We start from the raw sequence: 21,653 nt of genomic DNA on the forward strand, positions 1-21,653 counted from the left end.
GCTTGGGCATCACCTTTCGCAAAGAAACGTTCCGCGACGACTTCACCTTCAAGAACAGCCCGGAGCACATCAGGCGGTTTCCGTTCCCGTTCCACGAAGACAGCTACATGTATGCGGTCAATATCGAGCCGCATGTTCTGGGGCCGAAGGGCAGCGTGCTCGAAAACCTGATCGACGTCGACGAGCACTATGTCGCCGAGATGCAGGACCGCGCGCTGGTGCTTGCCGAAGACCCGCTGCGCTGCCAGTCGCTGCCGCACATGACGCTGGCCGGCTGGGACCTGCTCGAACTCCTGATGGAGCAGCAGGCGCTCGGCTATCCCGAGCATTTCACGCTGACACGCGACGGCGACAAATGGCGCTGGATCAACCGGCCGCTCGGCATCGACGACAGCTTCACCTTCGGCGACGTGTCGACGCTGCCTTACGGGCCGATGGAATACATCACGCGCCAATCACAAGGCGATTTCTGCATCCTCGACCAACGCGACGGCAATCTGTGGATGGATGCCGGCATGGTCACCACCCAGGCCGACTGGTCGCTCGATTTCGACATCGGCATGAACTTCTTCGAGTGGCATGCCCCGGTGCCGCTGGCGCATGAGAAGGGCATATTCGTCAGGGCGCTGAAGTTCCTCACCAACATCCAGCAAGGCAAGCCGGCGCGCCGGTTGAACTGGACCATGACCATCAATCCGCGCCTCGACACCAGCCCGGAAAACTATCACAAATGGGGTCCGGACCGGGCGACGGTGACATCAGAAAATGTTGGCGACAAAGTCCATCTGCGCGTCGAGCTGCAAAGCTTCTGGCGCCTGCCGCGCTCGAACGGCATCGTCTTCCCGATCCGCTGCTACCTGATCAAGATGGACGAACTGGTGACGCAGCCGAAATGGGCAAGGCGCCTGCACCGCGTCATCCGCGACCTTCCCGAGGAACTCGTCAATTACAAAGGCCTGACGCGCTATCGCCCGACGCTGCTCGAGTGGCTGTCGAAGCTGGATGATGGCAGCCCGACGAGCCCGGGCTTTGGGCCGGATTGAGTTTTTCTGCGCTTGTCAGCGGGGTTCCCCCTCAGGATTTGGGTTCCTCGCCCCCGCGAAGCGGGGGAGAGGTGGCCGCGAAGCGGCCGGAGAGGGGGCCTTCGTAGAGCGCGGCTTCCCCTCTCCGTCTCGGCTTCGCCGAGCCACCTCTTCCCCACTTTCGTGGGGGCGAGGAACCCAAGCTAGAGTCTCAACCCGCACTACTCTGCGGATAGCAGATGATCGAGAGATAGCGCATTGGCAGAACCGTCAGCACCTCCGGTCCGTGCGGTGCATCGGCGTCGAAGAACAGGCTGTCACCCGGCTTCATCGGATAGAGATTGCTGCCGTGCCGGTAAACGACCTCGCCTTCCAGCATGTAGAGGAACTCCATGCCCTCATGCTGGAAGGTCGGAAACACATCGGAATCCTCGGTCAGCGTGATCAGATAGGGCTCGACGACAACGCCGCTGGTGTTCGAGCCGATATGGCCGAGAAGATTGTACTGGTGGCCGGCACGCGTGCCGCGCCGCTCGACATCGAGCCCTTCGCCTGCTTTGACAAAGACGGCGCTACGCTCCTCCTCGAAGCGGCGAAAGAAGGCGGTGACCGGAACGCCAAGCGCTCGCGACAGCGCCTGCAGCGTTGTTAGCGACGGCGAGGTGATGCCGTTTTCGATCTTCGACAGCATGCCCAGCGAAATGTCGGTGGCGACAGCAAGATCGGCGACGGTGATGCCGAGCTTCTTGCGAAACGCCCGCACCTCGCGGCCGATCGCCACCTCTAGGACTTTTTCACGGATGTCGCGAACGGCGTGCGGGTCCTGGGTCAGTGGCGCCCGGATCGTTGCCGCGCCCTTCGGCTTTGGCTTGGTCTTGGCGGGAGCTGTCCCATTCCTGAAATTCGAAGCTTTCTTCGCCATGTCGCCACCCCGGGATTCTCAGGATTTATTTCACTCACGGTGAACATATTCGCTGCGGATACCTGAGCGCAACTGCGGCAGCAAGCCGCTTCATGTCGAAACTTGTGCGCGCCGGATTTCCGCCGCCAGCAGTTTTGCTGAAAATCCGGTCTGGTGAAACGCGGTTTCAGCAGAAGGCCTGTTGACAGTATCGAAGGGGCAATTACTGTCCTGTCAGTGAAATTTGTTTCGCTGGGGAAATGAGAACGGGAGGCCCGCAATGAAAAGTCGTGTTGCCGTCATTGGAGCCGGACCGTCCGGCATGGCCCAGCTTCGAGCCTTCAAGGCGGCAGCCGACAAGGGCGCGGATATCCCTGAGGTCGTCTGTTTCGAAAAGCAGTCCGACTGGGGCGGCCTGTGGAATTACACCTGGCGCACCGGCCTCGACGAGCATGGCGACCCGGTGCATGGTTCGATGTACCGCTACCTCTGGTCGAACGGGCCGAAGGAGTGCCTCGAATTCGCCGACTACACGTTCGAGGAGCATTTCGGCCGGCCGATCGGCTCCTATCCGCCGCGCGCCGTGCTGTGGGACTATATCAAGGGCCGCGTTGAAAAATCCGGCGTGCGCGAATGGGTGCGCTTCAACAGCCCGGTGCGCATGGTGACGTTTTCGGACACGACGAAAAAGTTCACCGTCACCGCGCATGACCGCACTAACGACGTCACCTATTCGGAAGAGTTCGATAACGTCGTCGTCGCCTCAGGGCATTTCTCCGTGCCCAACGTCCCTTATTTCGAAGGCTTTTCGACCTTCAATGGCCGCATCCTGCACAGCCACGATTTCCGCGACGCCATGGAATTCAAGGACAAGGACATCCTCATCATCGGCCGCTCCTATTCGGCCGAGGATATCGGTTCGCAATGCTACAAATACGGCGCCAAATCGATCACCTCCAGCTACCGCTCGAAGCCGATGGGCTTCAGATGGCCTGACAATTGGAAGGAAGTGCCGCTGCTGCAGAAGGTCGTCGGCAAGACCGCGCATTTCAAGGACGGCAGCACCAGGGATGTCGACGCCATTATCCTGTGCACCGGCTACCTCCATTCCTTCCCGTTCCTGACCGAGGATCTGAAGCTCAAGACCGCCAACCGCATGTGGCCGGACGGGCTCTATGAGGGCGTGGTCTGGGAGAAGAACCCGCAGCTGTTCTACATCGGCATGCAGGACCAGTTCTACACCTTCAACATGTTCGACGCACAGGCCTGGTTCGCGCGCGACGTCATCATGGGTCGCATAAAACTGCCTTCGGCGGAAGTGATGGCGGAGCACGGCGCGAAATGGCGGGCGCGTGAGGAAACGCTGGAAGATGCCGAGCAGATGATCTGGTTCCAGGGCGACTACACCAAGGAACTGATGGAGCAGACCGATTATCCGGGCTTCGATGTCGAGGCTGTCAATCAGACCTTTATGGAGTGGGAGCACCACAAGATGGAGAACATCATGACATTCCGCGACAATGCCTACCGTTCGCTGATGACCGGCACAATGGCGCCGCTGCACCACACGCCCTGGCTGCAGGCGATGGACGATTCGATGGAAAGCTATCTGGAAGTGAAAGGGGTGGCGGCGGAGTAGGCCATGATCCCGAGCCGAATGATTGGCTCGGGCAGAAGCGGGAACCGGTTCGAAAAAAGATCATCGTCACAACAAAAGAAAATAGAGTCTTCGCCTAGGGTTGAAAAACCGATCCAGGCAGACTCACCATGGAATTTTCTGCTCGCAACCGGTGGGTTTCATAAGCAACGCATCGATTATGCGAGGCTCGATAGAAATCATCTCATTGTACGTCGTGACTTGTTTCGCCGCACTACGGCCATTGTGCCGCCACGATCCGTGATTACCTCAAGGGTACACCGACCGTTCTTCTTGTCTTTTTCGACGTTGACGGCGCAGCGTTGGAAATAGATCTGTCCGAAGGCATCTGGGCAGCTAGACAAGGAACGGAGGGGGACCTGGCGTCACTCCAGAGCACACGTGAATTCTTGGCTTGCGGAGGCGTTCTCCTTTCGGGCAGACGACCTTTGTCGAAAATGATCGCGGGACTTGGCTTGGCGGCAACAGTGGCGATCGTGCCTTGGCCGCTCTATTCGGGAGTTATGGCCAACGGAGTGACCGAGTTCGCGGTTGCCACGGCCATTCCTTCTCCTTTTCTGGATTTCCTCTCATCCGCCCCCGAGTTCGACATCATCGATCCAGGCACAACGTCGACCTCCGGACGCGAGGGAGAACGCACGCTGGCCGACGCCCTGAAAAGCACCGTCTCCATTCTTTCCGAAGGCGCCGAACAGATCGTCACCGGTATGTCGGTGCACGAGTTCGGCACGTACAAGGTGTCGCAGCACGTCGCCAGTGAAATCCTCCGCGCAGCCAAGGACACCCAATTTCCCGCCGATACGCTTTTCGCGATCGCCGAGAAGGAATCCTCCTTCGACGTCGACATTCGCCCGCCTAAAGGGTCGGCACTTGGTCTTATGCAATTCCTCGACCAGACATGGCTCGAGGCCGTGAAGAACCACGGTGCAGAATTCGGCCTGGGCGAAGAAGCGGAACTGATCCGGACCCGCCCCGATGGCAAGCGCGAACACCATTTCGTCGAGGACAAGGCCGAAGAACAGCGCATCCTTGAGATCAGGCGCGATCCCTATCTGTCGGCGGCGTTTGCGGCCAAGAACCTTCTTGCGGCCAAGGAAACTATCGAGGCCCGTCTTGAGAAGGTCATGGACGAAAGGGATCTCTACCTCCCCCATTTCCTTGGCACGAACGGGGCAGCAACGCTCCTGTCGAATGCCGATGAGAAGCCAAATGTCAAAGCCAGCAAACTCTTCCCCAAGGCAGCGCGCTTCAATACCGCGATATTCAAGGCCAACGGAAGACAGCTCACCGTCGGCCAGTTTCACCAGCGTATGCGCTCCTTCTTAGAAGCCCGCATCGGCAAATACAGCGATGTCGAGAACCGCGTGAAAGAGGCTGGCCTGTCGTCCTGGACAGCCGACATCGAAAATCTCGTCTACGCTTTGAGCGAACGGCTGACGACGGCAAGGCAGCGATACCAGCCAGGCTGAGCCGCTTCATTTCGGAGGGCTTTCCGGCCTCCCGGCCTTCGGCCAGGCCGGGATCGGATGACTGCGCCGGCCCTACGGCAACGGTCCCACTGGAGCCGCCGTTTTGCGACAATGCGCGAAGCTGTGGTCAGCGATCGCCGCCCTTTGCGGGGTAGAAGGATAGGAAAGTCCGAATGATATTGGAACTAAGCGGCTCCTTGGTGGTTTGATTTCCCACGCAGCTTTGCGGGCCGAACCCAATGACAGGGGGATCAGGAAAGAACGCCGGACATCGGTCTTGCCAGCGGCGATCCCGTCGGAGATTGGGGCGGCACCCCCATCGTCCGAGCTTCCGCCGGTATGTCTCAGCCGGCCGAGCCACATGCCGATCGATTGAGGATCGCCGGATGAGAGGTCCGCGATGTCGTCAACTGTCCCAGGCCCAACTGCTGCCCTAGGCCCAATTTTTTCGGGCAAATCATCCAGGCCGCTTGCGATGGTCGGCCTCTTTGTCATTGCGCTCGTCGTGACGGCAACCGTCGGTTTGCTGCGGCAGCCGCGACAATACCGCGTCGATCCCCCCGTATCGGCGGCACTTGAGGGGCTGCGCCTGATGCCGAACGGCATAGCGGGCGCTCCTCCGGAAGTCTATTTTGCGCTGGGCCAACCCTATGAGAGGACGGCTTACGACCTTAACCAGGGCAAGCGCCTCTATTCCTGGTTCGGCTGCGCATCCTGTCACGGTGACGGAGAAGGTGGGGCCGGGCCATCGTTTCTGGATGGGTGGTGGCTTTACGGGCCATCGATGGTCTCGATTGCGGCTTCCATTCGTGATGGGCGCCCGCACGGCATGCCGGCGTTCCGCGACAGGATGACGATCGCTGAAATTTGGCAGCTTGCCGGCTACATCAAAGCCGTCGGGGCCTATTCCGCCAAGCTGACCGCGCCCAGCCGCAACGACGAGCGGCAGACGCGGCCCGCCGAGAACCGTGCCCCGGCTGCGATCCTCTTCGAGCAGCATCCGGCTCCGGTCCATCCAGAGCAGGGACCGTCGCCTTGAAGAGAGCCGCGATTTCCCTCTCGTTCCTGCTTTTGCTTTCAGGATGCGGTGGCGTTCAGTCGGCTCTCGACGCGCACGGGGACAATGCCATCCTCCTCAAAGGCCTGATCGTCTTCGTCGTGGCGACCTGTTTCGCCGTGTGGATCGTCGTCATGCTCGTGCTCGTCTGGTCGCTCGTCCGCCGCCGTGACCGGCAAGCGATGGACGATGGAAGCTTGGATCGACGCATGACGATAGCCGTATCCGGAGCGGTCGCGGCGACGGCGCTCATCATCAGCGGTTTGACGATCGCCAGCTTTTACACGACGCGTGGCCTTGGTTCGGCTCGGGACGCCGACCTGACGATCCGTGTCCGCGCCCAGCAATGGTGGTGGCAGTTCATTTACGAAGACGCCGATCCAGCGCGGTCCTTCCAGACTGCCAACGAAATTCATATTCCGGTCGGGAAAGACGTGCGTATGCTGCTCGAAAGCAGCGACGTCATCCACTCCTTTTGGGTGCCGAGCCTTGCGGGAAAGCAGGATCTTATACCGGGACGAGAGAATGTCCTGACGTTTCGGGCGGAGCGGCCAGGCGTCTATCGCGGTCAATGCGCCGAGTTCTGCGGGCTTCAGCACAGCCATATGGCTCTTTTTGTCATCGCGGAAGATGAGGAGAGCTACCGGCAATGGGCATCAGCACAGCGGAAAGAAGGGCTGGAGCCGCGCGAGCCGGAAACGGCCGCCGGCAAAGCCGCGTTCATGGCGAGACAATGTGCGGCCTGCCACACGATCCGCGGGACCGAGGCATCCGGTATCACCGGTCCGGATCTGACCCATATGGGAAGCCGCCGCACCATCGCCGCCGGGCTGCTAGAGAATACCCGCGGCTCGCTTGCAGCCTGGATCGCCGACCCGCAGACGCTCAAGCCCGGAAACAACATGCCGATAGTGCCGCTCTCGGCTGACGAATTGCGGCAGATCTCCGCCTATATGGGCAGTCTGAAATGACGATCGAGCAGAGATCGTCGGCAGCGACCGACGTCGATCTGGACGATGTCGAACTCGACCGTCGGCTCGATCGGACATGGGTCCGACGAACGGGCTTTTGGGGTGCAATCGCTGCTGTTGACCACAAGGTGATCGCGCGGCGCTACATCGTGACCGCGTTCGTGTTCCTTATCCTCGGCGGCATGCTCGCGCTTGCGATGCGCATGCAGCTGGCGCAGCCGGAGGCACGCTTTATCGACGCGGATCGCTACAATCAGATATTCACCATGCACGGGTCGAACATGATGTTCCTGTTCGCCGTGCCGGTGATGGAGGCCATGGCGGTCTATCTCGTGCCGCTGATGGTCGGCACCCGCAACATAGCCTTCCCGAGACTGAACGCCTTTTCCTATTGGATATTCCTGGCCGGCGGGCTGCTGCTCTGGATCTCCTTTGCGCTCGACACGGCGCCGGACGTTGGTTGGTTCGCATACGTGCCTCTCTCGGGGCCTGAATATGGCTCGGGCAAGCGCGCTGACATCTGGGCGCAGATGATCACTTTCACCGAATTGTCGGCGCTCGCGGTCGCGGTGGAAATTGTCGTCACCGTTTTGAAGCAGCGCGCGCCCGGCATGTCGCTCGATCGGATACCGCTGCTGGTCTGGTCCATGCTCGTCATGGCGTTCGTCGTCATCATGGCGATGCCGGCCATCATGTTCGAGAGTTCGACGCTGATCATGGACCGGCTTGTCGGAACGCAATTCTACAATCCAGCCGAAGGCGGCGATGTGCTGCTCTGGCAGCACCTGTTCTGGTTCTTCGGTCATCCGGAGGTCTACATCATCTTTCTGCCGGCGGTCGGCATGGTTTCAGCGATCCTGCCGACATTCGTGCAGCGTCCGATATTCGGTTACCTACCGCTGGTGATGGCGCTGATCGCGACCGGAGTGTTGGCGTTCGGGCTGTGGGTGCATCACATGTTCGTGGTCGGCCTGCCCAGGCTCGGTGAAAGCTTTTTCACCGCATCGAGCATGGCGATCGCGATACCCGCGGGCGTCCAGATCTTCTGCTGGCTGGCAACGCTCTGGGCGGGGCGTCCGGTATTCAAGACGCCCCTGCTCTTCGTGATCGGCTTCATCGTCACATTCGTGATCGGTGGCCTGACCGGCGTTATGGTGGCGTCGGTGCCGTTTGACGCTCAGGTCCACGACACCTATTTCGTCGTCGCGCACTTCCATTACGTGCTGATCGGCGGCGCGATCTTTCCTTTGATCGCCGGCATCTACTACTGGTTTCCCAAGATGACCGGCCGGATGATGAGCGAGCGGCTCGGGCGGTGGGCATTCTGGCTGATCTTCGTCGGCTTCCACGTTACCTTTTTCCCGATGCACATTCTCGGGCTGCAGGGCATGCCGCGCCGCATCTATACCTATCAGCCGGAGATGCCCTGGGGCGGGCTTAATCTGTTCATCAGCCTCAGCGCAGTCATCCTGTCCTCAGGCTTTCTCGTCTTCTTCATCGACGTCGTCCGCAGTTGGTCGGTCGGCCGGCCGGCCGGGCAAAATCCATGGAACGCATCGACCCTTGAATGGGCAATGAATTCGCCGCCTCCTTCCTATAATTTCCGGCGCATTCCGGTCGTCGATGCGCGCGATCCTCTTTGGTGTGGATCTGATGAACTGCCGGTGGCGTCCGGCCTGCGCGCCGATCGTCGCGAACTTTTGATCAGCAGCGTCGTCGAAGCCCTGCCAGAGGCGCGCGAGTCGTCGCCGCGGGATTCCGTCTGGCCATTCTGGGCGGCCATCGCCACGTCGATCATGCTGATCTGGTCGATGTTTTCGCCCTGGGCCATCGTCTGGGGCTCCATCCCGATCGCGATCACCCTGATCGGATGGTTCTGGCCGAAGGGCATTGCGGAGGATGAGTCGTGAAGGAACGGCCGGTCCTGGACGTCTCGAAACTGCCGCTGCACGGCATGGGGACGGCAAGTCCGGCCTGGTGGGGCACATGCACCTTCATGCTCATCGAGGGATCCGCCTTCGGCCTCGCCATAGCCGTCTATTTTTACCTGATGAGCCTGGCGCCGCACTGGCCGCCCGATGCGCCACCGCCCGATCTGTTTGCCGGAACAGGTTTGACAGTTCTTCTCCTGGCGAGCGTCGTGCCGAACGTCCTCGTATCCCGCTGGGCGCGGCAGAGAAAACTGCGAAGGGTTCGCATCGGCCTCATCGTGATGGCGCTGTGCGGCATAGCGCCACTCGCGTTGCGCATCTTCGAATTTCCGGCTCAGCATGTGAGCTGGGATGAGAGCGCCTACGGCTCGATTGTATGGACCATACTCGGCCTGCACACCGTCCATATCATTACGGATCTTATCGACACGCTGGTGTTGACGTGCCTGATGTTTTCTCGGCACGGCGACAACGTTCGTCGATATGGTGATGTCGAAGACAACGCGCTCTATTGGAACTTTGTCGTCATTGCGTGGCTTCCTTTGTATGCCTGCATCTACTGGGTGCCACGTCTATGAGTATCGGAGCGGCGAGGTATACAGGATTTTTGGCGCCGGGCGCATGGGCGATCAACACCCAACTCGGCCAAATGCTTCCCCATCTGGACTGTGCCAGCAGCACAGGCTGGACGGCTGGCGCGGCATTCGCCGCTACCGTTCTGGCGCTGACGGGCGTGCTCGTCGCGCGCAACGATGGCGTTTCGACAGCCTCTAGAACGAAGCTCTTCATCAGCAGGCTAAATGTACTCCTCGGCCTTGCCTTCGTCTTTGCGCTTGTCCTGCAGGGGGCAGCTACGCTGCTGCTGAGTGCATGCGAACGCTGACCGCCATCATGCTGCTTCTGATGAGCGCCAGCCAAGTGGCGGCGCATGACGGGGACGGGCATGGCTCGGCATTCGTCTGGACTTTCGATCCGTGGATCGTCGTTCCGATCGTCGTGGCCGGCGCTCTCTACGCAGCCGGTTCGTTCAGGCTGGCGCAGCGGTCGAACAGTCGTCAGTCCCTGATCAGATCCGCAGCCGCCTATTGGTTGGGATGGATCGTGCTGGCAGCTGCCTTGGTATCGCCTCTGCACTATCTAGGCGAGCACCTGTTCACCTTCCATATGATCGAGCATGAGCTCGTCATGGCGGTTTCGGCGCCGCTTTTTGTGCTCGCGCGACCAATTGGCGTGCTGCTCTGGGGCCTGCCGCGGTCGATCCGGCATCTGGTTCGCAACGCCATGAAAACGGCTGTTGTAGGAAAGGCCTGGAACGCCTTGGGCACAGGACCCGGCGCAACCATCCTGCACGGCCTCGCCATATGGGTCTGGCATGCGCCAGTCCTGCTCGACGCAACGGTGAGCGACATAACGCTTCACCGGCTGCAGCATCTGAGCTTCTTCATCACGGCGATCCTCTTCTGGTGGGTAATGGTCTGGCGAAGCGACCGCGGCTTTGCCTCGTGGCACCTGTTCCTCACCATGTTGCATACCAGCATTCTCGGCGCCCTGATCGCGCTTGCACCGCGCGCCATCTATGTGGCGCAAACGCGAACCGCCGATGACTGGGGCCTTACGCCGCTCGAAGATCAGCAATTGGCAGGCATCCTGATGTGGGTGCCCGGCGGCATCATCTATGCCGGAGCGGCGCTGACGATGCTTGCGCTGTGGATCGCACATTCGGGCAAGGGAGGTCTCGATGCCAGTCGTTTCCCTTCGCCCTGACTTCCGTCTTGTTCTGGCGAGCGCCCTGCTGGTGTTGCTGTCGGTCGGGATCGGAGCCAACCTCATCAAAGACCGGGAGCAGCGTCGCTCGGTGGCGATGGCGATGACCGGCGGTGATCCGTCACGGGCCCCGGCGATTTTCCGCAGATATGGATGTGGAGGATGCCACGTCATCCCCGGCATTTCAGGCGCGGACGGCAAGGTCGGCGGCCCGCTTGTCGATCTGCGGCAGCAGGTCTATGTCGGCGGGGTCGTCAACAACACCCCGGACAATCTCGTCCAATGGATTGTCTCCCCGCAGCGCTTTTCACCGCGGTCGGCGATGCCCGCAACCGGTATTTCGCAAGCGGAGGCGAGGGATCTTGCGGCCTATCTCTACGCACGCTGAGTCAAGGATGCGGCGTTGATCGAGCCGGTAGCGATTTGATGTAGCGTGCGATCGCCACGCGGTCGCTTTGCGGCAGTTGAGCGATATTGGAGACGACATCGACCATCGACGATCCCAAGCGCCGGCGTTCCGGCGTTCTCCCGCTCGTCAGAATTTCTGCTATCTCGGTCTCGGACCAGTGGCCGATACGGCTCGGCGTGATGTTCGGTGCAAATCCCGTGCCCTCTGGATCGGGACCTCCCGCGAACCGCGTCGACGGCTTGATTGCCCCAAGGATGTTGCGCGTCGAATGGCAGTCGTCACAATGCCCAAGCACCTCAACGAGATAGGCGCCCCGGTCATGAAGGGGATCGCCGTTCAGGCGTGCCTCTGATCCGCGCTCATGGAAGAACAGCAGTTTCCAGAGGCCAAGAAGGCGGCGGATCCGAAACGGCAGAGGCAGGTCGTGCGGCGGCGGCCGCCCCGAAACGGCCGGCAGCGTTCGCAAATAGGCGTAGAGATCCCCAACGTCCTCGATGCGCATGCCCGTGTAATTGGGATAGGGGAACGCGGGATAATAATGTTCACCGGCCGGCGAGACGCCGGAGATCAGCGCATTTGCCAGATCGGCGGCCGACCATGATCCGATTCCGTCGATGGGGTCAGGTGATATATTGGGAACGCGGAACGTTCCGAAAGGGGATGCGAGTGCCAGACCTCCACCGAGATCGAGCGGATCGGGTTGGCCTGGCCTCGCATGGCAGGAACCGCACCCTGCCGCAGCAAAGACGAGCCGCCCACGAGCCACGTCGCCTCCCATCAATGTTCGATCGTCAGGGGCAAACCGAGGGGTCGCCGCCGTGATGAACCAAAGCGTGGGAAGCAACCCCGCGATGATGACGGCGAGCACCCATAGCCAGCGTAGACTTGCTCGGCCACGGTTTGCCAGTAGACGATGCTCGAGTAAGGCGCCCTGATGCGCTGCGTAACGAGCGGGACCATCGCCGTCTTTTGTCATCGGTTCATCGCGCTTGGGCAGCTGCAGCTCACCGTCTTCGAAATTCCGCCACCTCAGCGGCATGACTAGAACAAATGCCCGAGGGACAAGTTCCCGATTTCCGGTGACGTTGCCGCGTTGGTGGGCCCAATGAATGCAGGAATGCAGCGAGCGGCTATTCCTGGCTGGGAACGTATCTGCGAGCCAACCCGCGCCAGCGAAAAGGAGATACCTTCAAATCCCCTGTGCAGAGATATTAGTTGCTGCGAGCCTCGCGCACGTCTTTCGTCGCCTCAATGATCCGCTTGAGCAGGGCATGGAGATCGTCGCGGTGGCCGCTGCGGCCGGCGGGGCCATTTTCATCGGAAGTCATGACCACGGTCAGCGCGCGCCCGGGCACAACATAGACCATCTGCCCGCCATACCCCCACCCGTAGAAGACCGCTTCGCCTGCGATCTGACGGATGAACCAACCATAGCCATAACCGTCACCGGTGAAACGGGAGGCGGTGCGTGGCTGCCAGGAGAGCTTGATCCAATCGGCCGGCACGAGCTGCCGTCCGCCGCGGCTCATCCCGCCGTTGCGGTAGAGCTCGCCAAAGGCGAGCAGCGAGCGCGGGCTCATGGCCATCTGGTTGCCGCCGAGATAGATGCCCTGTGGGTCCCGGTCCCAGGCGGCGATTGAAAAGCCCTCCTGCGGCCCCAGCCATTCGCGCGCCAGTTCCAGCGTTGAGCGGCCGGTCCGGCGCGTCAGGATCGCCGAAAGGAGATGGGTTGAGCCGGTGGAATAGAGCATGGTACCGCCCGGTTCGCCGTCGAAGGGCATGGCGAGCGCTGCCCGCACCCAGTTGTCGCTTGCCACCCAGCGCCCGTAGTTTGGGCCGGAGGTCCGACCCAGCCCCGCCTGCATGGAAAGCAGATGACCGATCGTAACCTCTTGGAGCCGCGGATCCACGTCGGCGGGCAGGTCGGCCTGAAGAAGCGGAGCGATCTTCTGGTCAGTGCCTTGGAGCACGCCCTTGTCGATGGCAATGCCGACGAGCGCGGAGATGATCGACTTGGAGGCCGATTTTATGTTGGCAGGACGTGACGGAGAGTGGCCGCGATAGCCACGCTCCGCCACCACCGCGCCCTCATGCGCGACGGCAACCGTGCGCAGCGGCGCCAGGCGCTCTGCCTCATCAAAGAGCTTTTCAAGCCGCTGCTCCAGGCCGTTCGCTCCGTGCGCAGTGACGGAAAGGATGAGTAGAAGGGCTAGAACCACGGTGGAGAACTTCAGCATGAAGCCAGCTTGGGGTGCATTTTGGGCAAGACGAAGGTGGGGCGGCGGCAAAGACGCCTGCCTTGCAGGAGGTCAGTCGACATGGCTGGCCGCTTGGGGCACGGACGGTCGAAACTTGCAAGCCCTGAATGCGCTCGTTGAGTACCGCCAAATCGTATCGCGCCACTTGGTTATTTCCAGATCTATGATAGCCCGGCGGCACGGGCTCTGGATGTCTGCTCTTAGGCAATGCTGAAAGCAGCCAGTCCTCGTTCGGCCCATAGGCGGCCGGGCGATCGAAGGCCTCTCCAGGTCTTGGTTGCTTGCAGGCCCCGGCCCCTTCCTATTGCATGATTCGAAATCTGCCCTGAGTTGTGTTCTAATGCATCGATCCATCGTTCGACCCTGGGAAGAGTGGGATATGGGCGCTGCGTTCGATTTGGACTCGATCAGCTCGGCGTTTGCCGAAGCTGCACTTGACCCGGGACTCTGGGGATCGGCAATGGAGGCCGTCTCGCAGGCCACTCGGAGCTACGGTGCGATCCTTTTTGACGTGAACAATCACTTGCCCGGCATCCCGCGCGGCCGCGCGTTAGAACCTTCGTTTGATGAGTACGTGAGAGGCGGTTGGATCGACAGGGACATCCGCTACCGAATAGCTCCCGTCCTTCACCAACGGGGTGCCGGTGTCGATCTCGACATCGTCTCGGAAGCCGAAATGGCACGCCATCCATATTATCAGGAATTCCTCGCCCCATTTGGTTTGCGGTGGTTTGCCGGAGTGAAGGTGGCTGCAGGAGATGACCTTTGGTGCCTCTCGATCCAAAGAACGAGCCGGCAGGGACCATTCAATCGCCGGGAAGTCATTGAACTGGCGGATTTGTCGCAGCGATTGGGAACTGCGGCCGCCTTTGCCTGTGCGATCGGCTATGCGCGGTTCGAGGCGGCGTGCGACGCCTTCATGGCGACCGGGACGCCGGCTGCGATGTTGGGGCGCGACGGTGCCGTTGTCGGGATCAACGGACCGGCCGAGGCCCTGCTAGACCAGGACCTCAGGATTGTATCCGGGCGGCTTGTTTCCGGGAGCAGGAATGCCACCGATACATTCGACAGGAGCCTGAACGAGTTGCTCCGAACTCCCGGCTCGGCCGCAATGATGCCGCCCGTCCAGCTGCCGAGACCGCACGCCGGAGGACGTCCGCTGCTGGCTTACCTGCTGCGGCTACCGAAGGTCACGCACAATTCCCTTTCGCCCTGCCAGGCCGCCGCGGTCTTCGTCGACCCCGACATTCGGTCGCGGCCCACGGAGACGGTTTTGATGTCCTGTTTCGGGCTGACCCGGGCTGAGGCTAAACTGGCGGGGATGTTGGCTGGGGGAGATTGCCTGCTCGCCGTAGCCGAGCACCTCTGCATCACGTATGAGACAGCCAGAAACCAGCTGAAGGCTGTTTTTGCGAAGACCGAAACCCATCGCCAGTCTGATCTGATGGCTCTGCTCTCCAGGCTTCGGGTAGGAGCACAGTAGGCATTACCCAATTGGGTCATGCAGACGGCAACCATTCCCTTTTATGATGTTCTCGATCGGGCGTACGCCAATTTTTGGCAAGGAGGACGCCATGTCGACGAGAATTCCATCAATGTCGCGAAGGAGCCAGGTCATGCCTTTGGGCTATTCCGCGATAGGAAAGGCAGTCCTTTTCACGGCAATGGCCTGCTTTGTTTCAACAGCGACGGCTGGCGGGTTGATTGGCGATTTGGTCAACACGGTCGCCCCGGGCGTCGGAACCAGGCTCGATGACGCGCATCGTGAAATAAAGGAGGCAATCCCTCCATACAAAGCCATAGAGGAGGGAACGTCGCAACTCGTGAATGAAACCCTTGTCCAGTCCGGTGCGCCTATCCTGCAGGAATTGATTGCCCGCTCAAGAGACGATGCTTTGAACAATGGGGTGGAGCCAGTACCTCCCGAGATTCGGAACAATTTGGTCGGATTTATCCCGAACCACATCCTCGATGCGGCAAGATTTAGAGTTCAGGGCGGCGGCGATCTTACGCTCCAGGTGAACTCAATTCGATATGGCGAGGCGCAGGCGATTACGCTGGATTACGTGATCGTCTTCAAGGACAAAAATGATGCCCTCTACAATCCAACTCTTTGGGTTCATGAACTGACGCACGTTGGGCAGTATCAGCAATGGGGCTTGCATGACTTCGCCATCCGCTATCTCAGGAGCCACGAAAGCGTCGAGCGTGAAGCTTACGAAGCCGAGACAAGATATTTGGCATGGGCAGCCATTCGCAACTCCAACGAGTTTTCTTCGACAGGACAAACGACCGAGTTCATGGTCAACCGTCCGGTCGCCAATTTTTCGGCGAGCGGAAGCTCCAATGTCTGCCATACCTGGATAGGTCCTTGCCAAGTCAATGGTTCCGCTCCGGTTGGAACTCCCTGTTGGTGCGACACGACTCAAGGGCCGATTACGGGCGCACTCGTGCCGCTTGCCATAGTGCCGACCCCGGCGGCTGCCGGAGCAGGGTTCCCGCCAGGCTTTGGAATGCAGGTTTGCGGGTGCTGGGGGCCAACACCCGCTTCAACTGCACCTGAACCCCGTTGCGCAAACCAAATGGTCCAGATCAATATTTGTCCTGCGATGTGTGCTCCGGGACATCCCGCATATGCCTATGTTTGCATGTAAATAGAAGCGAGATGTGTTGATCAGCAACCGTTGGAGCAAGCAATGCGAACGCTGAGAATAGCTTGGGCGGCCGCCGTCCTTCTGGTCGGCGCTGTGATCGCCATATCCTTTGCAAGCAGCGCTTTCCTTTTCTTCAAGGAGCAATCAGCAAACAGCAGAAGCTTTGAACTCCATCAGAACTTTTTGGAATCCGCTGTTGCGAAACACGTTTCGGTCGTCATGCCTATCGATACCATCAACAGCGCCGCTTCCGAATTCGCAACCAGTTTCCGGGTCGCACCCCTTCGGTCCGTATTGCAGATTCATCGACTGAAATTCTTGCCATCCAGTGGTTTTCCTGAAATTGAAGGCTCGTTTGTCTTGGAGAGCGAGTTGTCGGTCGTTCCCAGCATCCAAGGGACATTCTCCGCGCAGGTTGAGATCACAAAGGGAGATCGAGAGGCCAAACTCGGTATAGCCTTTCTCGATATTGATAAGTTGCGCATCGGTGCTGAAGGTTTGGATACGCCTATCCCACGATTGATTTCCCGCATCATTTCAGCCGCCGGCCTTGTCTTTGCAGCTGATGGCGTCATCTCCTTCGATCCGACATTCGAGTTGTCCCAGGACGTCAGTGCGACAATTCCGAACTTCTCGAAGAGAATCGGCGGATCAGGCGTTACGTTCGGTTTCTCAATGAAGCCTGTTTCCCTCAAGGCTGCAGTCGGCGATGCTCAAATTGTAGGGGACGGCGCTGTCATTTTGGCGCTTGCGTCCATCGACAACGGAGGGTGATCCGATGCGACTATTCCAGGCGACAGTGCTCGTAGGCCTTTTGGGGGCTGCCTCACACCTTGCCGCGCACGCTCGTCCCGCTGAAACAGAGACTGAAAACGGCCGGGTAAGTTCAGCGGTCGAGATTTGCCCATCGTTCAAACCGGAAGCGCCGCAGTTTTTGGCAGTGGCCGATTTGGAGAAGCTGCAGGAAGTCTTGTTAGCGCTCATTCGCGCGAATATTCCCTTGGCTGTGGCTGGGCGAAGCGTCGCCATAGACGGTCAGATTTGGGCGAGCGGCAACAACTTTCTCGAGTTCCACGACAGACCATCCATAACACTGGGTGTTCAGATAACGGATTTTCAACTTGGTCCCCATGAAGAAGGCCCTATCAGGTGGACGGGCAGCTTCACCACAAATGTTCAAGGCGCCGTACATCTGAAAAAGATGCTGGCCAGGATCGGTTCTCACAACACTGTCGCGGTCCGCAAAGACGGGGTTTCCGTTGCTTTTGCAATCAACCTGTTTTCCGTTGCAAACAAATGGGCCAGCGGCAAAGTGGACCTGCTGTCGCCAACAGAGGTCCCGGTCACGATCAACGCCTCTCTGTGGGGCATAGGAATCGGCCACCCGATAGCCGTTCCTGTTCCTGTCGGGCCAGTCCTTGAGTTTGCCTTCGACACACAGAGCGCCATTGACTTCTCAGGAACGAGATTCGAATTGAGACCTGTTCGATCCGATGCTGGCAAGGAACATTCGTTCTGCGTAGTCGGCTCTTTGACAAGCTTGAAAATCCAGGAAACAGCTCGCAATAACTGAAGGCAGCCGGGTGTATCGGGAGCCCGACCAAGGACTTGCTCACGCGTCTGGGACTAAACGCGCCCGCATTCGACCCAATTGGGTCATGCGGGCGATGGCAATCCCACTTATGATGCCTATCGACGCGCTTCCACCCTTGAGGGTGAAGCGCTCAATGCTTCGGTTCCTTACAATGAGGCTAATCTCTCGCTCCGCCGAATCGGTTGTGGGGAAGGCAATGAAATTGCGCAGACTTTGGTACGTCGCCGCGCTGGTGTCTTCTTTCCTGGCGAGCGAAGCCCAAGCGACTGACTATTTGTTCCACGTATCGTGCCAGAACGCCAACCTCGTGGTGGAATGGAAAACGGGAGACATCGACCCAGGACGCGAGTTCCTCAGGGTGTCGACCGGCACCAAATACCCCAACTGCACGGTTTCGGATTACAACCAAGCCCGTGACAGCAATTTGCCTCGCGAGAAATACGAGCATGTTGCTGGCGTGATAGCCGGGATACCCCTGATCGGACCGATGATTTGCTATTTCTTCGGCTGCGGTTAGGGGGTGGATGCGAAACAAAACCGTTGCGCCCCTGCCGATTACGCTCGGCGATCCCGAATCGGACCTTGTACTCGTTGTTGACCCTATTCCCGAGTTGACCCGCGCATTGCGCGTGCTCACGCATCCCGACGGCCGTCACCTACAGCACGTCAAAGCCTTCTTCGAATTCGTGGTCTCGGACGTCGAGGCGATGAAACCGATCTTGAACGTCCGCTCTGAATATTTACCGCCCGAACCCGTCAATCCGCACCGGCCCCAGAGCTGACATTTTTGCGATCAGCTTGCCAAGGACAGCTTCTGGAAGCCGACGTTTCGCGGCGCGCGCCCTCTATTCCGGCTACCCAAGCCTTGCCCGTGCCTTCGCCGTCCAGGCGTTGAACAGCCGGTCGGCGACGATGCCGATGAAGGCGATGGCGAGGCCAGCGACGATGCCGCGGCCGGAATCGGCCTTGGACAGCGCGATGAACACCTCCTGGCCGAGATCGCGCGTTCCGACCATGGCGCAGATGATGATCATCGCCAGCGCCATCAGGATCGTCTGGTTGACGCCGAGCATGATCTCCGGCAACGCCAGCGGCAATTGCACGCGCAGGAACGTCTGGCGCTTGGTGCAGCCCGAAACCTTTGCCGCCTCGATCAGTGCCGGCGGCACCTGCCTGAGGCCGTGATTGGTGTAGCGGATGGCCGGCACCACGGCGAAGGCGACGGTGGCGATCATCGCCGTCACGTCGCCGACTCGAAACAGCATCACCACCGGAATGATGAAACAGAACGACGGCAGCACCTGCAGCGTGTCGATAACAGGGGTGACGATCTTTTCGACACGGTCGCTGCGCGATGCCATCAGCCCGATCGGGATACCGATCAGGCAAGCGATGAAAGCCGAGATGCCGCAGAGATAGACCGTTGCCATGGTTTTTTCCCAGAGGCCGGTCACCGCGCAGAACACGGTCAGCGCCGCGACCAGAGCGGCGAGGCGCAGGCCGCCAAGCTGGTAGCCGGCAAGGCCGAGCAGGAACACCGCGCCCAGCCATGGGAAGCCCTCGCAGAAGGCGCGCACCGGGTTCAGCACATTGAGGATCAGCGCCACGCGGAACGCTTCGATCGTGTCGAAGAAGTTGATCGTGATCCAGCTCACCGCTGTCTTCCACATTGGTGCGGTGGTCAAGGTGATCGCCTTCGGCACTGCGGCGAAGGCCGGCACGAACAGGCCAAGCAGCGTCGTTGCTGCAAGGATGGTGATGGCCAGCGTCAGATTCGGATAGCGGCGCCAGAAGCTCGGGCTAGCTTCCTGATAGACATGGCCCTGCGCGTGATTGCGCGCGATCGCCTGGCTCAGCCGGTCGAGCGCGATCGCCAGTGCGACGATGGCGAGGCCGGCTTCCATCGCCTCGCCGACCTTCAGCGCCCTGAGCGCCAGCAGCACGTCGTAACCGAGGCCGCCGGCGCCGATCATCGAAGCGATGATCACCATATTGAGCGCCAGCATGATGACCTGGTTGACGCCGACCATCAGCGTTGGACGCGCCGACGGCAAAAGCACGCGCCACAATTTCTGGCGCGCGGTGCAGCCGGCCATTTCGCTGAAATCGTCGATTTCGGACGGCACCCGCGACAGCCCCAGCATGGTCGCACGCACCATCGGCGGGGTGGCGAAAATGGCCGTCGCGATCATCGCCGATACCGGGCTGTTGCCGAACAAAAGCAGCATCGGGATCAGATAGGCGAAGGTCGGTATGGTCTGCATCAGGTCGAGGGCAGGGGAGATCAACAGCCTCTCCGCCCAAGGCTTGCGCCAGGCCCAGATGCCGACGAACAGGCCGGTAACGATGCAGAACGGCACGGCGATGGAAATCAGCCCCAGCGTCAGCATGGCGCTGGTCCATTGGCCGAACAGCGCGATGTAGAGGAAACAGCCGCCGACCAGCGCGCCGAGCTTCCAGCCGCCGGCGGCGCGTCCGGCCAGGAATGCGGCGGCACAGACGCCAACCCATGACAGACGCGGCAGAACGATCATATCCGCGCCATGGCCGATCTTGAAATTCTTGGCCAAAAGATTGAGCGCGAAATCGAGCGGCACGTTGAGCGCCGCGGTGATCGACCGCGTCAGCCAGGCGAGGTTCCGCTTCAGCCAGTTCATCAGCACGCTGACCCAGTCGGCAACGGGAACGACTGCATCGGCCGGATAGTTGACGGCCCAGGGCATTCTGTCCTGCAGCAGGAACACGATGAGCACGGCGGCAAGCGCGCAGGCCCAGATCGCCAGCCAGGTCTGAACCGGCCGGGGTCTCGCTGCGCTGGCGCTTGCCGTCACCGTCATGCGCCGGCCCCATGACGATCGATGCCGGCCAGAAGATCGATCACCGCTTGCGGCGTGACCTCGCCGATCGGCTTGCCGGTGCCGTTGACCACCGCGAACGGCTTGCCGGCCGAGACGATGTCGGCCGAAAAACTTGATATCTTGGCATCCGGCGTAACCGCGCCGCCATGCTCGGTGCCGTCGCAGGCGCGCATCAGGCTTCGCGCCGAGATCACCTTGGCGCGGTCGACGTCGCGGGTGAATTCGGCGACATAGTCCGTCGCCGGATTGACCACCAGCTCTTCCGGCGTGCCGATCTGGATGACCTCGCCGTCCTTCATGATGGCGATGCGGTCGGCCAGCCGGATGGCCTCGTCGAAATCATGGGTGATGAAGACGATGGTCTTGTGCAGCATGGTCTGCAGCCGCATCAGCTCGTCCTGCATCTCGCGGCGGATCAGCGGATCGAGTGCCGAGAACGGCTCGTCGAGAAACCAGATCTCCGGCTTGGTGGCGAGACTGCGGGCGATGCCGACACGCTGCTGCTGGCCACCGGAAAGCTCGCGCGGATAGAAATGCTCACGGCCGCGCAGGCCGACAAGCTCGATCACTTCCCGCGCGCGTTTCTCGCGCGTAGGCCGATCCTGCCCCTGAATGCCCAAGGGAAAGGCGATGTTCTCCAGCACGTTCAGATGCGGCAGCAGGGCGAAATTCTGGAACACCATTCCCATCCGGTGGCGCCGCAATTCGATCAGCGCGGCATCGGAGATCTTCAACAGATCCTTGCCCTCGAACTCGACCTTGCCATGCGTCGGCTCGACCAGCCGCGACATGCAGCGCACCAGCGTCGACTTGCCCGAGCCCGAAAGCCCCATGATGATGAAGATCTCGCCCTGGCGGATTTCGAGGTCGACGGCGCGCACCGCCCCGACCAGCCCGGCCGCCGCGACGTCCGCCATGCTGGCTGCGCCGTTGCGCTGGCGGATGAAATTGGCCGCGTTCGCGCCGAACAGTTTCCAGACGTTGCGGCAGGCAAGTTTTATCGGGCGGGCATCCCTTGGCGTGCCCGCCGCTTGCGGCACCTGTTCAGTCGTATCGGCCATGCAGTCGTCCTTCTGGAATATGGGATAGAGACCCGGCCATGAATGAC

General features: G+C 60.4%; 21 protein-coding genes. 16 read left to right on the forward strand and 5 right to left on the reverse strand.

Features of this window, described 5'->3' with window-relative positions; genetic code table 11:
• The first annotated feature begins 2 nt into the window (after window positions 1-2).
• Window positions 3-1,043: a heme-dependent oxidative N-demethylase family protein gene (locus AC0L26_RS03065; RefSeq protein WP_473631195.1), complete on the forward strand. Its 1,041-nt coding sequence runs from the start codon at window positions 3-5 to the stop codon at window positions 1,041-1,043.
• 190 nt (window positions 1,044-1,233) lie between these two features.
• Here AC0L26_RS03065 and AC0L26_RS03070 read toward each other — a convergent pair whose 3' ends face one another.
• A complete protein-coding gene (locus tag AC0L26_RS03070; protein WP_473631196.1) occupies window positions 1,234-1,944 on the reverse strand; it encodes a helix-turn-helix domain-containing protein in 711 nt (236 codons plus the stop codon).
• A gap of 259 nt (window positions 1,945-2,203) precedes the next feature.
• On the opposite strand from AC0L26_RS03070, the gene AC0L26_RS03075 reads away from it, so the two are divergent.
• The 9 genes from AC0L26_RS03075 to AC0L26_RS03115 all read left to right on the forward strand — a co-directional run bounded on the left by AC0L26_RS03075 (window position 2,204) and on the right by AC0L26_RS03115 (window position 11,160).
• The gene (locus tag AC0L26_RS03075) at window positions 2,204-3,562 is read left to right on the forward strand and encodes an NAD(P)-binding domain-containing protein (protein WP_473631198.1); all 1,359 of its coding nucleotides are present in this window, start codon (window positions 2,204-2,206) and stop codon (window positions 3,560-3,562) included.
• Between the two features lie 455 nt (window positions 3,563-4,017).
• Window positions 4,018-5,049 (forward strand): transglycosylase SLT domain-containing protein, encoded by a 1,032-nt coding sequence (locus AC0L26_RS03080; protein WP_473631199.1) that lies wholly within the window; start codon window positions 4,018-4,020, stop codon window positions 5,047-5,049.
• A gap of 475 nt (window positions 5,050-5,524) precedes the next feature.
• Window positions 5,525-6,088 (forward strand): c-type cytochrome, encoded by a 564-nt coding sequence (locus AC0L26_RS03085; protein ID WP_473631200.1) that lies wholly within the window; start codon window positions 5,525-5,527, stop codon window positions 6,086-6,088.
• Window positions 6,085-7,077 (forward strand): cytochrome c oxidase subunit II, encoded by a 993-nt coding sequence (coxB, locus tag AC0L26_RS03090; RefSeq protein WP_473631201.1) that lies wholly within the window; start codon window positions 6,085-6,087, stop codon window positions 7,075-7,077. The genes AC0L26_RS03085 and coxB overlap by 4 nt, the downstream gene beginning before the upstream one ends.
• Entirely contained in the window at window positions 7,074-8,987 is a 1,914-nt protein-coding gene (gene ctaD / locus AC0L26_RS03095) for a cytochrome c oxidase subunit I (protein ID WP_473631202.1), read from the forward strand. Before coxB ends, ctaD begins: the two co-directional genes overlap by 4 nt.
• Window positions 8,984-9,586 carry a cytochrome c oxidase subunit 3 gene (locus tag AC0L26_RS03100; RefSeq protein ID WP_473631203.1) on the forward strand — a complete coding sequence of 201 codons (603 nt, stop codon included), beginning with the start codon at window positions 8,984-8,986 and terminating at the stop codon, window positions 9,584-9,586. Before ctaD ends, AC0L26_RS03100 begins: the two co-directional genes overlap by 4 nt.
• Window positions 9,583-9,891, forward strand: a complete 309-nt coding sequence (locus AC0L26_RS03105) for a hypothetical protein (protein ID WP_473631204.1) — start codon at window positions 9,583-9,585, stop codon at window positions 9,889-9,891. The genes AC0L26_RS03100 and AC0L26_RS03105 overlap by 4 nt, the downstream gene beginning before the upstream one ends.
• Entirely contained in the window at window positions 9,879-10,772 is an 894-nt protein-coding gene (locus tag AC0L26_RS03110) for a cytochrome c oxidase assembly protein (protein ID WP_473631205.1), read from the forward strand. Before AC0L26_RS03105 ends, AC0L26_RS03110 begins: the two co-directional genes overlap by 13 nt.
• Window positions 10,747-11,160 (forward strand): c-type cytochrome, encoded by a 414-nt coding sequence (locus tag AC0L26_RS03115; protein WP_473631206.1) that lies wholly within the window; start codon window positions 10,747-10,749, stop codon window positions 11,158-11,160. Before AC0L26_RS03110 ends, AC0L26_RS03115 begins: the two co-directional genes overlap by 26 nt.
• A gap of 1 nt (window position 11,161) precedes the next feature.
• Here AC0L26_RS03115 and AC0L26_RS03120 read toward each other — a convergent pair whose 3' ends face one another.
• Together AC0L26_RS03120 and AC0L26_RS03125 are read right to left on the reverse strand one after the other, a co-directional pair.
• On the reverse strand, window positions 11,162-12,037 hold the full coding sequence (locus AC0L26_RS03120) for a cytochrome c (protein WP_473631527.1): 876 nt from the start codon (window positions 12,035-12,037) through the stop codon (window positions 11,162-11,164).
• 355 nt (window positions 12,038-12,392) lie between these two features.
• Complete coding sequence (locus tag AC0L26_RS03125) at window positions 12,393-13,418, reverse strand: serine hydrolase domain-containing protein (protein WP_473631207.1); 1,026 nt, start codon at window positions 13,416-13,418, stop codon at window positions 12,393-12,395.
• A gap of 400 nt (window positions 13,419-13,818) precedes the next feature.
• On the opposite strand from AC0L26_RS03125, the gene AC0L26_RS03130 reads away from it, so the two are divergent.
• The 6 genes from AC0L26_RS03130 to AC0L26_RS03155 all read left to right on the forward strand — a co-directional run bounded on the left by AC0L26_RS03130 (window position 13,819) and on the right by AC0L26_RS03155 (window position 18,469).
• Entirely contained in the window at window positions 13,819-14,922 is a 1,104-nt protein-coding gene (locus tag AC0L26_RS03130; protein WP_473631208.1) for a helix-turn-helix transcriptional regulator, read from the forward strand.
• A 91-nt stretch (window positions 14,923-15,013) separates the two neighbouring features.
• Complete coding sequence (locus AC0L26_RS03135; RefSeq protein ID WP_473631209.1) at window positions 15,014-16,093, forward strand: eCIS core domain-containing protein; 1,080 nt, start codon at window positions 15,014-15,016, stop codon at window positions 16,091-16,093.
• A 42-nt stretch (window positions 16,094-16,135) separates the two neighbouring features.
• Entirely contained in the window at window positions 16,136-16,867 is a 732-nt protein-coding gene (locus tag AC0L26_RS03140) for a hypothetical protein (protein ID WP_473631210.1), read from the forward strand.
• A gap of 4 nt (window positions 16,868-16,871) precedes the next feature.
• Complete coding sequence (locus AC0L26_RS03145) at window positions 16,872-17,666, forward strand: hypothetical protein (protein WP_473631211.1); 795 nt, start codon at window positions 16,872-16,874, stop codon at window positions 17,664-17,666.
• Between the two features lie 217 nt (window positions 17,667-17,883).
• Window positions 17,884-18,204 carry a hypothetical protein gene (locus tag AC0L26_RS03150; RefSeq protein ID WP_473631212.1) on the forward strand — a complete coding sequence of 107 codons (321 nt, stop codon included), beginning with the start codon at window positions 17,884-17,886 and terminating at the stop codon, window positions 18,202-18,204.
• A 7-nt stretch (window positions 18,205-18,211) separates the two neighbouring features.
• Window positions 18,212-18,469, forward strand: a complete 258-nt coding sequence (locus AC0L26_RS03155) for a hypothetical protein (protein ID WP_473631213.1) — start codon at window positions 18,212-18,214, stop codon at window positions 18,467-18,469.
• A 72-nt stretch (window positions 18,470-18,541) separates the two neighbouring features.
• On the opposite strand, the gene AC0L26_RS03160 is transcribed toward AC0L26_RS03155, so the two are convergent.
• Together AC0L26_RS03160 and AC0L26_RS03165 are read right to left on the reverse strand one after the other, a co-directional pair.
• Complete coding sequence (locus tag AC0L26_RS03160; protein ID WP_473631215.1) at window positions 18,542-20,524, reverse strand: ABC transporter permease; 1,983 nt, start codon at window positions 20,522-20,524, stop codon at window positions 18,542-18,544.
• Window positions 20,521-21,606 carry a quaternary amine ABC transporter ATP-binding protein gene (locus AC0L26_RS03165; RefSeq protein ID WP_352937745.1) on the reverse strand — a complete coding sequence of 362 codons (1,086 nt, stop codon included), beginning with the start codon at window positions 21,604-21,606 and terminating at the stop codon, window positions 20,521-20,523. The genes AC0L26_RS03160 and AC0L26_RS03165 overlap by 4 nt, the downstream gene beginning before the upstream one ends.
• Between the last annotated feature and the right edge of the window lie 47 nt (window positions 21,607-21,653).

The organism is Mesorhizobium sp. WSM4823 (assembly GCF_055811195.1).

What these genes read in the sequence shown, in the direction of transcription:
- AC0L26_RS03070 (WP_473631196.1), bottom strand. Translation starts at nt 1,944, where the DNA reads ATGGCGAAGAAAGCTTCGAATTTCAGGAATGGGACAGCTCCCGCCAAG.
- AC0L26_RS03075 (WP_473631198.1), top strand. Translation starts at nt 2,204, where the DNA reads ATGAAAAGTCGTGTTGCCGTCATTGGAGCCGGACCGTCCGGCATGGCC.
- AC0L26_RS03080 (WP_473631199.1), top strand. Translation starts at nt 4,018, where the DNA reads ATGATCGCGGGACTTGGCTTGGCGGCAACAGTGGCGATCGTGCCTTGG.
- AC0L26_RS03085 (WP_473631200.1), top strand. Translation starts at nt 5,525, where the DNA reads ATGGTCGGCCTCTTTGTCATTGCGCTCGTCGTGACGGCAACCGTCGGT.
- ctaD (WP_473631202.1), top strand. Translation starts at nt 7,074, where the DNA reads ATGACGATCGAGCAGAGATCGTCGGCAGCGACCGACGTCGATCTGGAC.
- AC0L26_RS03105 (WP_473631204.1), top strand. Translation starts at nt 9,583, where the DNA reads ATGAGTATCGGAGCGGCGAGGTATACAGGATTTTTGGCGCCGGGCGCA.
- AC0L26_RS03110 (WP_473631205.1), top strand. Translation starts at nt 9,879, where the DNA reads ATGCGAACGCTGACCGCCATCATGCTGCTTCTGATGAGCGCCAGCCAA.
- AC0L26_RS03115 (WP_473631206.1), top strand. Translation starts at nt 10,747, where the DNA reads ATGCCAGTCGTTTCCCTTCGCCCTGACTTCCGTCTTGTTCTGGCGAGC.
- AC0L26_RS03125 (WP_473631207.1), bottom strand. Translation starts at nt 13,418, where the DNA reads ATGCTGAAGTTCTCCACCGTGGTTCTAGCCCTTCTACTCATCCTTTCC.
- AC0L26_RS03130 (WP_473631208.1), top strand. Translation starts at nt 13,819, where the DNA reads ATGGGCGCTGCGTTCGATTTGGACTCGATCAGCTCGGCGTTTGCCGAA.
- AC0L26_RS03135 (WP_473631209.1), top strand. Translation starts at nt 15,014, where the DNA reads ATGTCGACGAGAATTCCATCAATGTCGCGAAGGAGCCAGGTCATGCCT.
- AC0L26_RS03140 (WP_473631210.1), top strand. Translation starts at nt 16,136, where the DNA reads ATGCGAACGCTGAGAATAGCTTGGGCGGCCGCCGTCCTTCTGGTCGGC.
- AC0L26_RS03145 (WP_473631211.1), top strand. Translation starts at nt 16,872, where the DNA reads ATGCGACTATTCCAGGCGACAGTGCTCGTAGGCCTTTTGGGGGCTGCC.
- AC0L26_RS03150 (WP_473631212.1), top strand. Translation starts at nt 17,884, where the DNA reads ATGAAATTGCGCAGACTTTGGTACGTCGCCGCGCTGGTGTCTTCTTTC.
- AC0L26_RS03155 (WP_473631213.1), top strand. Translation starts at nt 18,212, where the DNA reads ATGCGAAACAAAACCGTTGCGCCCCTGCCGATTACGCTCGGCGATCCC.
- AC0L26_RS03160 (WP_473631215.1), bottom strand. Translation starts at nt 20,524, where the DNA reads ATGACGGTGACGGCAAGCGCCAGCGCAGCGAGACCCCGGCCGGTTCAG.
- AC0L26_RS03165 (WP_352937745.1), bottom strand. Translation starts at nt 21,606, where the DNA reads ATGGCCGATACGACTGAACAGGTGCCGCAAGCGGCGGGCACGCCAAGG.